12 protein-coding genes are annotated in these 11,797 nt (G+C 62.1%); 9 read left to right on the top strand and 3 right to left on the bottom strand.

Features of this window, described 5'->3' with window-relative positions:
- Positions 1 to 6 precede the first annotated feature (6 nt).
- From preA to IAG25_RS12240, 6 genes are all read left to right on the top strand, one after another.
- Positions 7 to 1,293: an NAD-dependent dihydropyrimidine dehydrogenase subunit PreA gene (gene preA, locus IAG25_RS12265; protein ID WP_187605094.1), complete on the top strand. Its 1,287-nt coding sequence runs from the start codon at positions 7 to 9 to the stop codon at positions 1,291 to 1,293.
- Between the two features lie 66 nt (positions 1,294 to 1,359).
- Positions 1,360 to 2,847 (top strand): NCS1 family nucleobase:cation symporter-1, encoded by a 1,488-nt coding sequence (locus IAG25_RS12260; protein WP_187605093.1) that lies wholly within the window; start codon positions 1,360 to 1,362, stop codon positions 2,845 to 2,847.
- Between the two features lie 761 nt (positions 2,848 to 3,608).
- The gene (hydA, locus tag IAG25_RS12255) at positions 3,609 to 5,072 is read left to right on the top strand and encodes a dihydropyrimidinase (protein WP_187605092.1); all 1,464 of its coding nucleotides are present in this window, start codon (positions 3,609 to 3,611) and stop codon (positions 5,070 to 5,072) included.
- A 126-nt stretch (positions 5,073 to 5,198) separates the two neighbouring features.
- Positions 5,199 to 5,963, top strand: a complete 765-nt coding sequence (locus IAG25_RS12250; protein ID WP_255503660.1) for a CDP-diacylglycerol diphosphatase — start codon at positions 5,199 to 5,201, stop codon at positions 5,961 to 5,963.
- A 111-nt stretch (positions 5,964 to 6,074) separates the two neighbouring features.
- Positions 6,075 to 6,353, top strand: a complete 279-nt coding sequence (locus IAG25_RS12245; protein ID WP_187605090.1) for a BrnT family toxin — start codon at positions 6,075 to 6,077, stop codon at positions 6,351 to 6,353.
- Positions 6,337 to 6,519 carry a hypothetical protein gene (locus IAG25_RS12240; protein ID WP_187605639.1) on the top strand — a complete coding sequence of 61 codons (183 nt, stop codon included), beginning with the start codon at positions 6,337 to 6,339 and terminating at the stop codon, positions 6,517 to 6,519. Before IAG25_RS12245 ends, IAG25_RS12240 begins: the two co-directional genes overlap by 17 nt.
- A gap of 4 nt (positions 6,520 to 6,523) precedes the next feature.
- Here IAG25_RS12240 and IAG25_RS12235 read toward each other — a convergent pair whose 3' ends face one another.
- The 3 genes from IAG25_RS12235 to IAG25_RS12225 form a co-directional block, all read right to left on the bottom strand.
- Entirely contained in the window at positions 6,524 to 6,856 is a 333-nt protein-coding gene (locus IAG25_RS12235; protein WP_187605089.1) for a hypothetical protein, read from the bottom strand.
- 94 nt (positions 6,857 to 6,950) lie between these two features.
- Complete coding sequence (locus tag IAG25_RS12230; RefSeq protein WP_187605088.1) at positions 6,951 to 8,234, bottom strand: aspartate carbamoyltransferase; 1,284 nt, start codon at positions 8,232 to 8,234, stop codon at positions 6,951 to 6,953.
- A gap of 39 nt (positions 8,235 to 8,273) precedes the next feature.
- A complete protein-coding gene (locus IAG25_RS12225; RefSeq protein WP_187605087.1) occupies positions 8,274 to 8,693 on the bottom strand; it encodes a secondary thiamine-phosphate synthase enzyme YjbQ in 420 nt (139 codons plus the stop codon).
- Positions 8,694 to 8,818: 125 nt separating this feature from the next.
- On the opposite strand from IAG25_RS12225, the gene IAG25_RS12220 reads away from it, so the two are divergent.
- The 3 genes from IAG25_RS12220 to IAG25_RS12210 all read left to right on the top strand — a co-directional run bounded on the left by IAG25_RS12220 (position 8,819) and on the right by IAG25_RS12210 (position 11,577).
- A complete protein-coding gene (locus tag IAG25_RS12220) occupies positions 8,819 to 9,304 on the top strand; it encodes a BON domain-containing protein (RefSeq protein ID WP_375336520.1) in 486 nt (161 codons plus the stop codon).
- Positions 9,305 to 9,380: 76 nt separating this feature from the next.
- Entirely contained in the window at positions 9,381 to 10,787 is a 1,407-nt protein-coding gene (locus IAG25_RS12215) for an NfeD family protein (protein WP_375336514.1), read from the top strand.
- 25 nt (positions 10,788 to 10,812) lie between these two features.
- Positions 10,813 to 11,577 carry a slipin family protein gene (locus IAG25_RS12210; RefSeq protein WP_187605086.1) on the top strand — a complete coding sequence of 255 codons (765 nt, stop codon included), beginning with the start codon at positions 10,813 to 10,815 and terminating at the stop codon, positions 11,575 to 11,577.
- Positions 11,578 to 11,797: the final 220 nt, after the last annotated feature.

Here is an 11,797-nt window from a genome sequence, read left to right as displayed (position 1 = left end):
ATAAACATGGCCGATCTGACTTGCAACATCGCCGGCATCACGTCGCCGAATCCTTTCTGGCTTGCGTCCGCGCCGCCGACCGACAAGGCTTATAACGTCAATCGCGCGTTCGAAGCGGGCTGGGGCGGCGTCGTGTGGAAGACGCTCGGGCTCGATCCGCACGTCGTCAACGTGAGCTCGCGTTACGGCGCGGTGCAATGGAACGGGCAGCGCATCGCGGGATTGAACAACATCGAGCTGATCACCGACCGTCCGCTCGATGTGAACCTGCGCGAGATAGAACAAGTGAAGCGCGACTGGCCGGACCGCGCGCTGATCGTCTCGCTGATGGTCCCGTGCAACGAAAAGGACTGGAAGTGGATCCTCACGCAGGTCGAGGACACGGGCGCGGATGCGGTCGAACTGAACTTCGGTTGCCCGCATGGCATGAGCGAGCGCGGCATGGGCGCGGCGGTGGGGCAGGTGCCTGAATACATCGAGATGGTCACGCGCTGGGTGAAGGAAGGCACGAAGCTGCCCTGTCTCGTGAAGCTCACGCCGAACATCAGCGATATCCGCATGGGCTCGCGCGCCGCGTTCAAGGGCGGCGCGGACGGCGTGTCGCTGATCAACACGATCAACTCGATCGTCGCCGTCGATCTCGACGAGATGGCGCCGATGCCGACCGTCGATGGCAAAGGCACGCACGGCGGTTACTGCGGTCCCGCCGTGAAGCCGATCGCGCTCAACATGGTCGCGGAAATCGCGCGCGATCCGGAGACGCCGAATCTGCCGATCTCGGGTATCGGCGGCATTTCGTCGTGGCGCGATGCGGCGGAATTCATGGTGCTCGGCGCGGGCAGCGTGCAGGTATGCACGGCGGCCATGCACTATGGCTTTCGCATCGTGTCCGATCTCGCCGATGGCCTCTCGAACTGGATGGACGAGAAAGGCTACGCAACGCTCGACGACATTCGCGGCCGCGCCGTGCCCAACGTCACGGACTGGAAGTACCTCAATCTCAAGTACGACATCAAGGCGCGCATCGATCAGGACAAGTGCATCCAGTGCGGGCTGTGCCATATCGCGTGCGAGGATACATCGCATCAGGCGATCCTGAAGGAGAAGGACGGCAAGCGGCATTTCGAGGTGGTGGATTCGGAATGCGTCGGCTGCAATCTGTGCATGCACGTGTGCCCGGTCGAGCAATGCATCACGATGGAACGCGTCGATGCGGGCGAGTACGCGAACTGGACCACGCATTCCAACAATCCCGCTCGCGTCGATGCGGAAGAGCCCGCGAAAGCGGCATGACATGACGTAGCGCTCGTCGCCGTTGAAACCCCATGATCAACCGCACACTCAAACGGAGTGCATCCGATGAATCAGACAGCGCATAACGTCGAGACGAGCAGCCTATATAACGAGGATCTCGCGCCGACCGGCCCCGCGCAGCGTACCTGGAAGTGGTATCACTTCGCGGCGCTGTGGGTCGGCATGGTGATGAATATCGCTTCATACATGCTGGCCGCGGGCCTCACCGATCAGGGCATGTCGCCGTGGCAGGCCGTGTTGACGGTTCTGTTCGGCAACCTGATCGTGCTCGTGCCGATGTTGCTGATCGGACATGCGGGCGCGAAGCACGGCATTCCGTATGCGGTGCTCGTGCGTTCGTCGTTCGGCACGCAGGGCGCGAAGCTGCCCGCGTTGCTGCGCGCGATCGTCGCGTGTGGATGGTACGGCATTCAGACGTGGCTGGGCGGCAGCGCGATCTATACGCTCGTGAACATTCTCACGGGCAATGCCTTGCATGGCGCGGCGCTGCCGCTCATCGACATCTCGGTGGGGCAGCTCGCGTGTTTTCTCGTGTTCTGGGCGTTGCAGCTCTACTTCATCTGGCATGGCACGGATTCGATCCGCTGGCTCGAAAGCTGGTCCGCGCCGATCAAGGTCGTGATGTGCATTGCGCTCGTGTGGTGGGCGACGAGCAAGGCGGGCGGACTCGGTTCGATGCTCTCGGCGCCGTCGCAGTTCGTCGCGGGCGGCAAGAAGGAAGGGCTTTTCTGGGCTACGTTCTGGCCGGGTCTCACCGCGATGGTCGGCTTCTGGGCGACGCTCGCGCTCAATATCCCCGACTTCACGCGTTTCGCGCGCACGCAGCGCGATCAGATGATCGGGCAGACGATCGGCCTTCCTGTACCGATGGCGCTGCTCTCGGTGATCTCGGTGGTCGTCACGTCGGCGACGGTCGTGATTTACGGCAAGGCGATCTGGGACCCGATCGATCTCACGAGCCGCATGACGGGCATTGGCGTGGGCATTGCGCTCATCATCCTCACGCTCGATACGATGTGCTGCAATCTCGCGGCCAATCTCGTCGGACCGGCGTACGATTTTTCGAGCCTGTGGCCGAAGGGCATTTCGTATCGCGCGGGCGGCATGATTACGGCGACGATCGCCATCGTCATGATGCCGTGGAAGATTCTCGCTACCACGCAGGGGTATATCTTCACGTGGCTCGTCGGGTATTCGGCGCTGCTCGGGCCGGTTGCGGGGATTCTGATGGTGGATTACTTCTTCATACGCGGCACGCGGCTCGATCAGCGAGAGCTCTTCGATGAGGACGGTGAGTATTCGTATAGCAACGGGTGGAACGTGGCGGCGGTGGTGGCGTTGCTCGTCGGCGTGTTGCCGAATCTGCCGGGGTTTCTGCATACGGCGTTTCCGGCTTCGTTTCCGGGGGTGCCGGGTTTCTTTAATACGCTCTATACGTATGCGTGGTTCGTGGGGCTCGTGCTTGCGGCTGTCGTCTATGGATCGTGGATGAAGTTGCGAGGGAGCCCTCGGGCGGGGGTTTTGAGTGCTTGATGTCATTTTCGGTTTTGGTGGTGGATCCCGATTTCGTGTCGGTCTATTAGCACTGCCCCTCCCCGGGGCGGGGGTCACTTTCTTTGCTGCTGCAAAGAAAGTAACCAAAGAAAGCAGCTCGTCGAGGCCCGCGGTCACACGCACGTTGGCCATGCTTGCCAGCCGCCGATGGCACTCGCCTAAGTGTCGCCCCCAAAGGCCCATCCGGGCTTGGCTCGCGCACGGTCTGACAAGCTAGTTGTTTTAAGGCGCTGGTTCAGCACCATATAGCTTCGGCACAGCGCTGCGCGCTGCCGCTGGGTCTACAAGGGAAACCAACGAAGAACGAATGCAGTGAGATGGAGACGTCAGCAAAGAAGTGACGGCCGACCCAATGGACCCATCGGCCGCGAAGCGGGCTGGAGCTATTTGGTGCTGAACCAGTGTGTTGTGTGGTGCGATGAGTCGGACCGTGCGCGGTCCAAGCCGCGAGAGTTTTGTGAGGGCACTCGCTACTGCCGGGCCATTAGGCCAATCGCCTGTGCCGCGGCCGGTGTGAAGTGCTTAGGCTGGGGATAGCTGTTTCTTTGGTTACTTTCTTTGCAGCAGCAAAGAAAGTGACCCCCGCCCCGGGGAGGGGCAGAGCTAATAGACCGACACGAACTCAGGATTCCACGAAAGCAAAGCGAAGCAAAGCAAAGCAAAGCAAAGCAAAGCAAAGCAAAGCAAAGCAAAGCAAAGCAAAGCAAAGCGAACGAACCAAAGCCAAGGAGGACACGACAATGCCAACATTAATTCGCGGCGGCACGATCATCGATGCAGACCGCACCTACCGCGCCGACGTGCTCTGCGCAGACCCCCAATCTGGCGGAACGATCCTCGCCATCGGCACCGATCTCGACGTCCCCGCCGACACACAAACCGTCGACGCCGGCGGCCAGTACGTAATGCCCGGCGGCATCGATCCGCATACGCATATGGAACTGCCCTTCATGGGCACGACCGCAAGCGACGACTTCTACACAGGAACCGCCGCGGGCCTCTCGGGCGGCACGACGAGCATCATCGACTTCGTGATCCCGAGCCCGAAGCAGCCCCTCATGGACGCATTCAAGGAATGGCGCGGCTGGGCCGAGAAGGCATCGGCGGATTACGGCTTTCACGTCGCGGTGACATGGTGGGACGAGTCCGTGCACCGCGACATGGGGCTGCTCGTGCACGAACACGGCGTGTCGAGCTTCAAGCACTTCATGGCGTACAAGAACGCGATCATGGCCGACGATGAAGTGCTCGTGAACAGCTTCACACGCTCGCTCGAACTCGGCGCGCTGCCGACCGTGCACGCGGAAAACGGCGAACTCGTGTTCCAGTTGCAGAAGCAACTGCTGGCCAAGGGTTTCAGGGGACCGGAGGCGCACCCGTTGTCGCGTCCGCCCGAAGTGGAGGGCGAGGCCGCGAATCGCGCGATCCGCATCGCGCAGGTGCTCGGCGTGCCGCTCTATATCGTCCACGTTTCGGCTAAGGATGCAGTCGATGTGATCGCCAAGGCGCGCAACGACGGGCTGCGTGTGTTCGGCGAAGTGCTGCCGGGCCATCTCGTGATCGACGAATCGGTGTATCGCGATCCCGACTGGACCCGCGCCGCCGCGCACGTGATGAGCCCGCCGTTTCGCACGAGCGAGCATCGCGAGGCGTTGTGGCGCGGCCTGCAGTCCGGGCAACTGCACACGACGGCGACCGATCATTGCGTGTTCTGCGCATCGCAGAAGGCGATGGGCCGCGAGGACTTCACGCGCATCCCCAACGGCTGCGGCGGCGTGGAGGATCGCATGTCGGTGCTGTGGCATCACGGTGTGAACATGGGGCGTCTGACGCCGAACGAGTTCGTGCGCGTGACGTCCACCAATGCCGCGCAAATCTTCAATCTCTATCCGCGAAAAGGCGCGGTGCAGGTGGGCGCGGACGCGGATCTGGTCGTCTGGGATCCGCAGGCGACACGCACGATCTCGGTGAAGACGCATCATCAGAAGGTCGACTTCAATGTCTTCGAAGGCATGACGGTGCAAGGCGTCGCGACGCACACGCTCACGCGCGGTGCGCTCGCGTGGGCAAACGGCGATCTGCGTGCCGAGCGCGGCGCGGGGCAATATCTGAAGCGTCCGCCGAACGCTTCGTACTTCGAGGCGGCGCGCGTCGCGAACAAACTGAAGGAACCGCATCCGGTGAATCGGGCCGAGACGGCCTGACGCGCGCCCGACGACAAAGCCCCGCGCCCTCGCGACGCGGGGCTTTGTCGCATTCGGAGACGCTTTCACGCGCTTGCAAGCATAATCCGGCAGCCTGTCTATTTTTTGCGCCGCCGAATCATGCCGATGAAAACCACATTCAAACTCCGTCGTCTTGCCGCGCTGTGCGCACTCTGTCTGCCGCTCGCGTGCGCGGCCAATCCGAATGCGCTGTGGGAGATCGTCCACGATTATTGCGAGCCGGCCGCCGAGGGCGCGCACGTTCAGCAGAAATGCGCGGACGTGAATCTCGCGGGCGGTTATGCGGTGCTGAAGGATCTCGTCGGCATCGCGCAGTATCTGCTGATTCCGACTGCGCGCGTGAGCGGCATCGAAAGTCCCGAACTGCTCGAACCCGATGCGCCGAATTATTTTCGCGACGCGTGGAATGCGCGCGTTTATGCGGATCGCGCGTTGCGCAGAACCTTGCCGCGCGATGAGGTTTCGCTTGCTATCAATTCCGCGAGCGGGCGCACGCAGAATCAGTTGCACATTCATATCGATTGCCTAGCATCCGATGTCGCGCAGACGCTGCGAGAAGTGGGGCCGGGCATCGGCACGGAGTGGAAACCGCTGCCGGTGAGACTGCGCGGTCATGTCTACAGCGCGATACGCATCGACGATGCCGATTTGACCCACATCGATCCCTTCAAGCTTCTCGCGCCCTATGCCGCCAGTCGCGGCCAGACGATGGGCGAACAGACACTGCTGCTCGCGGGCGCCGTGCGCAGCGATGGCGCACCGGTGTTCTTTCTGCTCAACGATCACGTTCAGCCGGGCGACTGGGCATCGTCGGAAGAACTGCAGGATCACTCGTGCGCGCTGGCCAATCGGTCTATAGAAAAGCCTTGAGGTTTTGCGAAAGAATGAAGTGACGCGAATGCTTCGGAGTTCGGATTAAATGACGGTCCGCAAATCAGAACTTTCGTGCCTTGTCACTTCTACTTTTGGGAACCACAATGAATGCTCTTCGACGACATTACTTTTGACCCGTTGAAGGACGCGATCAATCGAATTCAGCACGGGGTGTCGCTCGGTCTTGCGAGAGAGATCGCCTGGGACGATGTCGTGCTGGAAGTGGACGATCGTCGCGATTATGGAGAGGTTCGTGAGGTAGGCTATGCGCCTATTCGCGGACGTATGTTCTGCGTGGTACTCACGTGGAGAAACGAAGTGCGGCGCATCATCAGCCTGCGCCGCGCAAACAAAAGAGAGATGAAGCAAAATGGAACGGACGTATAAGGGGTTTATTCTTCCCACAGACGAGGAGGACGCGGAAATCAACCGGGGTATCGCGTTGGATCCGGACACCTTCGAACTCACCGAGGAAGACTTCAAGCGGATGAAGCCATACGCCGAATTTATGCGTGAGCATCATCCGGATCTGGTCGAGCGATCGAAAGCATGAGTTGTCAACTCGCGCCGCGCGTATTCACCCGATGCGCAAACACGCGCGGCGCGATCCCTTCGACACGCGCTTCCGGCAGCACGCGTTTCAGCGTGCGCAACGTAAAGGCGAGATCTTCGCTAGCGGTATCGAATTCGAGTCGCAACTCGCAGCCTTCGCGTTGCGCCTGACTCACATAGATGCCAAGCGGCGAATGAAACAGCGCGCGTATTCGTTCCCGCGACGCCTCGCTATCCGCGAAATGCGCCAGCGCCAGAATGCGCACACGCTGGCATGCGCCGAACCCTTCATCGTGTAATGTTTTGCGGCTGGCAACCCACGCAAGCGACATATCCATGACCGTTGCTCCATCACGTTTTCCTTGTGTAGAAGCATAGGCCGGCTTTCGTCAACGTCACGCTAAGAGATAGCGGCAGCGTATAAAAAACGTATCAATCGAAGCCCTGGAACACGGCATCGTCCGGGCCGATGGAAGCAGGCGATTTCCACGCCGCATCGCGCATCGAATGGCGCACCTGATGCTCGACGCCCAGCAGCACCGCGAAGATCGCCATGCGCACCGCAATGCCGTTGTCGGTCTGACGGAAAATCGCGAGGCGCGAATCGTGATTCAGATCGGTGGCAAGATCGTTCGCGCCGGGGCGGCTGTCGCGCGGCAGCGGATGCATGATGAGCGTATCGCGTCCGCACACATCGTCGACGAGCGCCTGATTGATCTGGAAATCCGGCGTATAGCCTTCAATGGACTCGTCGGCGAAACGCTCTTTCTGAATGCGCGTCGCATACACGACGTCCGCGCCCGCGAGCCCCGCGCGCAGGTCGCTCGTTTGTTCGATCACATGTTCGCCACGCGCGAGCCGCTCGACGATATGCGCCGGCATCTCCAGCGAGCGCGGCGACACGAGTGTGAACTTCAGCCCTTTGTAAAGCGAGAGCAGCTTGGCGAGCGAATGCACGGTGCGCCCGTACTTCAGGTCGCCGACCATCGCGATATGCGCGCCATCGACTATCTTCCCGAGTCGCGAAAACTCGCGCTGGATCGTATAGAGATCGAGCAGCGCCTGGCTCGGATGTTCGCCCGGACCGTCGCCGGCATTGATGACGGGAATGTTCGTCGCGCGCGCGAATTCCGCGACCGAGCCTTGCTCGGGATGCCGCACGACGATCGCATCCGCGTAGCCGCTGATGACACGGCTCGTGTCGTAGATCGACTCGCCCTTCGCCATCGACGAGAACGTGAAGCCGGTCGTGTCGCATACCGAGCCGCCCAGGCGCGCGAACGCCGCGCCGAAACTCACGCGGGTGCGCGTGCTGGCCTCGAAGAACAGATTGGCGAGCACCGCGCCTTCGAGCACCCGGGTGATTTTCTTGCGGCGCGCGATGGGCTGCATCATGTCGGCCGTGCGAAACAGCGCTTCGGCGGATTCGCGCGAGAACTGGTCGATCGAGAGCAGTTGCGGACGGCCTTCGAATTCAATTGCCTGATATGCGCTTTGCGTATATGCACCCGCTTCCGGCATACCGCCCAGGATCTCGCCGACATAGCGTGCGGCGATTTCCGGCATCGCGCGCGATTCCGGCGATTCGTCCGGCAGGAGCCAGGTATCGAGTGCGCGCCGCGTCACGCCGATGCGCGCGGCGAAAGCGTCGCGGGTCATGTTCAGGCGCCGCATGGCGTCGCGAAGAATCGTCTGCTGCTGAAGTTCCTGAGTCATCGTCACCGCTCCCGAAATATACGCGGTGCGTATATTAGGTCACTCGCCGATCAGATGCAAGACGAGTTCGCGCTGATGCTGGGCGGTCCGATGCTCGAATACGTAAATGCCTTGCCACGTGCCGAGCACCATGCGGCCCGCTTCAACGGGAATCGAAAGCTGCACGGTGGTGAGCGCGGTGCGCAGGTGCGCGGGCATGTCGTCAGGGCCTTCGGTGTCGTGGACGTAGCGGCCGGGCGCTTCCGGCGCCACCGCCTCGAAATACCGCTCGAGGTCCGCGCGCACGTCAGGATCGGCGTTCTCCTGAATCAGCAGCGATGCCGACGTATGCCGGCAAAACAGCGTCAACAAACCGGTGCGAATGTCCTGAAGATCGATCCAGCGATCGATTTCGCGGGTGACTTCGTGCAGGCCGCGCGAGCCTGTCGCGACCGTCAGATGATGGAGTGCCTGTTTCATGTCGGCCTCGGTGCGAGGAATGGGCGGTGCGCCACACCTGGAGTTTACCGGCTTCCCGCGCGCCGGTTCGTTCCGATGCGATGAACTATGCTGTCTGGACGATGCTTCGATTGAAGGCGCGCACGATGGTCAGAAGGCTTTCAAAAAGCAAGACGCTCGCGTTCATCGCCGTGCTGGCGGTGTCATCGCTTACGCTCGGCGCCGACGACGAACGCGAAAACCGCGGCAACGATCCTTTCCTGCACGTATCGAGCGCCATCGCCGATTGCGCCGCGCCGCGCGGCCCGTCCGAAACCGCGCAGGAATGGCTCGACGAAGCGCATTACCGCATCGAACGCGGCAATAGCTGCTGGATTGCGGGCCGCTGCCGTCTGTCGAACAGCTATCTCTATGACAAGGAGATCGCGGAAAGCGTGACGCGCCGCCTGAATTCGCTGAACGCGTCGCTGCAATGGCGCGAGAAGACGAGCCTGTGGCTCACGCTGCAACGCCGCTTCGTCTATCTCGACGGCTGCGTGTCGCGCGATTTCGACAAGGCGCGTTTCGTGTCGGCACTCGGCGAGACCGCCGATGTCGAAAAGGTCATCGACCGCACGACGCGGCGGCCGTGATTTCGCAATTGACCTAAGCTAAAAGAGAGACCAAACACGAGGAACCGTCGCGCAGGCGCGCGTCCGGTTTTCGCCGATGAGAACGACCCTCGCCGACTGGCTGTGGATTTCCGCACGCTGCGCGCTATTGCTGATGGGGTTTGCACTCACGCCGATGAGCGCAGCCGCCGCCGCGACCGCGCCCGTCGTCGTGATCCCGCTGAAGGGCGCGATCGGCCCGGCGAGCGCGGATTTCGTCGTGCGCTCGCTTGCCCGGGCAGCGGACGAGCACGCGCAACTCGCCGTGCTGGAACTCGATACGCCCGGCGGACTCGATCTCTCGATGCGCTCGATCATCCAGGCGATACTCGCATCGCCGGTGCCGGTGGCCGCGTTCATCGCGCCGAGCGGTGCGCGTGCGGCGAGCGCGGGCACGTATATCACCTACGCGAGCCACATCGCGGCGATGGCGCCGGGCACGAACCTCGGCGCGGCATCGCCGGTGCAGCTCGGCATGGGCGGACCGGAGCGCGAGCCGGCGGGCACGGGCAAGGCCGCATCGGGCGCGCGCGCCGATGCCGCGGAGCAATCGACCGAAACCCGCAAGCAGATGCAGGACGCCGCCGCCTACATACGCGGCCTCGCGCAACTGCGCGGACGCAACGTGCAGTGGGCGGAACGCGCGGTGCGCGAGGCGGTGGCGCTATCGGCGACGGAAGCACTGGAGCAGAACGTCATCGACCTCACCGCCAGCGATGTTCCTGACCTGCTCACGAAACTCGATGGCCGCCATGTCAAAACCGCGAGCGGCGATCGCGTTCTCACGACGAAACACGCGCCGCTCGTCGTGCTTCAGCCCGACTGGCGCAGCCGTTTTCTCGCGACGATCACGGACCCGAGCGTCGCGCTGATCCTGATGATGATCGGCATGTACGGGCTCTTCTTCGAATTCGCGAATCCGGGCATGGTGCTGCCGGGCGTCGCGGGCGCGATCTGCCTGCTCGTCGGATTGTTTGCTTTGCAACTATTGCCGATCAGTTTCGTCGGACTGGGATTGATCGTGCTCGGCATGGGCTTTCTGGTCGCGGAAATGTTTCTGCCGACGTTCGGTTCGCTCGGCATCGGCGGGATCATCGCGTTCGCGATCGGCGCGCTCATGCTGATCGATACCGACGTGCCGGGCTTCGGCATTCCGATCGGCGTCGTCGTCGGGCTCGCGCTCTTCACGGCGCTGTTCGTTTTCACGGTGTCGGGCGTTGCGTTGAAAGCGCGCAAGCGCCCCGTGGTGAGCGGCGCCGAAGCGATGCTCGGCACCATCGGCGTGATGCTGGCGCACGAGTCCGAAAGCGGCTGGGCGCGCGTGCAGGGCGAACGCTGGCGCGTGCAGCCGGCCGCGTCGCGAGCGTTGCCGCACGAAGGCGCGCGCGTGCGCGTGATCTCGCGTCATGGCCTGACGCTGACCGTCGAGCCGATCGACGGCGAACGCGAGGCTGGTCATTCCTGAACACATCGACAACGAGGCTTGAAAAATGGGGCTTACTTTCGGTTTCAGCGGCATCCTGATTGCGTTCGTCATCTTCATCGTGGCATCGGCGGTGCGCATCTTCCGCGAGTACGAGCGCGGCGTCGTGTTCATGCTCGGGCGTTTCTGGAAAGTGAAGGGACCGGGGCTCGTGCTGATCATTCCGGTCGTGCAGCAGGTCGTGCGCATGGACTTGCGCACCGTCGTGTTCGACGTGCCGCCGCAGGATGTCATCACGCGCGACAACGTGTCGGTGAAGGTGAATGCGGTCGTGTACTTTCGTGTCGTCGATCCGGAGAAGGCGGTGATCCAGGTCGCGCGCTTTCTCGATGCGACGAGCCAGCTCGCCCAGACGACGCTGCGCGCGATCCTCGGCAAGCACGAGCTCGATGAACTGCTGTCCGAGCGCGAACGCCTCAACGCCGACATTCAGCGCGTGCTCGATTCGCAGACCGACGCGTGGGGCATCAAGGTATCGAACGTCGAGATCAAGGATGTCGATATCAACGAGACGATGATCCGCGCGATCGCCCGTCAGGCGGAGGCGGAGCGCGAGCGGCGCGCGAAGATCATTCATGCGGAAGGGGAGTTGCAGGCCTCTGAGAAGCTTTTGCAGGCGGCGCAGATGCTCGCGCAGGCGCCGCAGGCAATGCAATTGCGCTATCTGCAGACCCTGACGTCGATTGCCGGCGACAAGAACTCGACGATCGTCTTTCCGGTGCCGGTCGATCTTGTTAGTTCGATCATGGATCGGCTTGGCAGGGGGAGTTAGGCTCGACCTTTGACTTTGGATCCCGGATTCGCGGTGGTCTATTAGCACTGCCCCTGTGCGGGGCGGCAGTCACTTTCTTTGCTGCTGCAAAGAAAGCAACTGTATTGAGAGTCAAGCGGTGGGGAGCAAAGAATCAAGGTTTTGGGGGATTCCAGGCTGTGCCATCGCGCATCATGGCGTTGAGCTGCGTGAGGAGTTTTCGCATGCCTGCGACGAAGGC

It is taken from the genome of Caballeronia sp. EK, assembly GCF_014384845.1.
GTDB lineage: Bacteria > Pseudomonadota > Gammaproteobacteria > Burkholderiales > Burkholderiaceae > Caballeronia > Caballeronia jiangsuensis.
This window is presented reverse-complemented; position numbering and strand designations above follow the sequence as displayed.

Bases quoted from the DNA above. Each gene is read 5' to 3' on its own strand.
- IAG25_RS12245 (WP_187605090.1), top strand. From the start codon at position 6,075: ATGCTCTTCGACGACATTACTTTTGACCCGTTGAAGGACGCGATCAAT.
- IAG25_RS12260 (WP_187605093.1), top strand. From the start codon at position 1,360: ATGAATCAGACAGCGCATAACGTCGAGACGAGCAGCCTATATAACGAG.
- IAG25_RS12235 (WP_187605089.1), bottom strand. From the start codon at position 6,856: ATGGATATGTCGCTTGCGTGGGTTGCCAGCCGCAAAACATTACACGAT.
- IAG25_RS12210 (WP_187605086.1), top strand. From the start codon at position 10,813: ATGGGGCTTACTTTCGGTTTCAGCGGCATCCTGATTGCGTTCGTCATC.
- IAG25_RS12215 (WP_375336514.1), top strand. From the start codon at position 9,381: ATGAGAACGACCCTCGCCGACTGGCTGTGGATTTCCGCACGCTGCGCG.
- IAG25_RS12250 (WP_255503660.1), top strand. From the start codon at position 5,199: ATGAAAACCACATTCAAACTCCGTCGTCTTGCCGCGCTGTGCGCACTC.
- IAG25_RS12225 (WP_187605087.1), bottom strand. From the start codon at position 8,693: ATGAAACAGGCACTCCATCATCTGACGGTCGCGACAGGCTCGCGCGGC.
- preA (WP_187605094.1), top strand. From the start codon at position 7: ATGGCCGATCTGACTTGCAACATCGCCGGCATCACGTCGCCGAATCCT.
- IAG25_RS12220 (WP_375336520.1), top strand. From the start codon at position 8,819: ATGGTCAGAAGGCTTTCAAAAAGCAAGACGCTCGCGTTCATCGCCGTG.
- IAG25_RS12240 (WP_187605639.1), top strand. From the start codon at position 6,337: ATGGAACGGACGTATAAGGGGTTTATTCTTCCCACAGACGAGGAGGAC.
- hydA (WP_187605092.1), top strand. From the start codon at position 3,609: ATGCCAACATTAATTCGCGGCGGCACGATCATCGATGCAGACCGCACC.
- IAG25_RS12230 (WP_187605088.1), bottom strand. From the start codon at position 8,234: ATGACTCAGGAACTTCAGCAGCAGACGATTCTTCGCGACGCCATGCGG.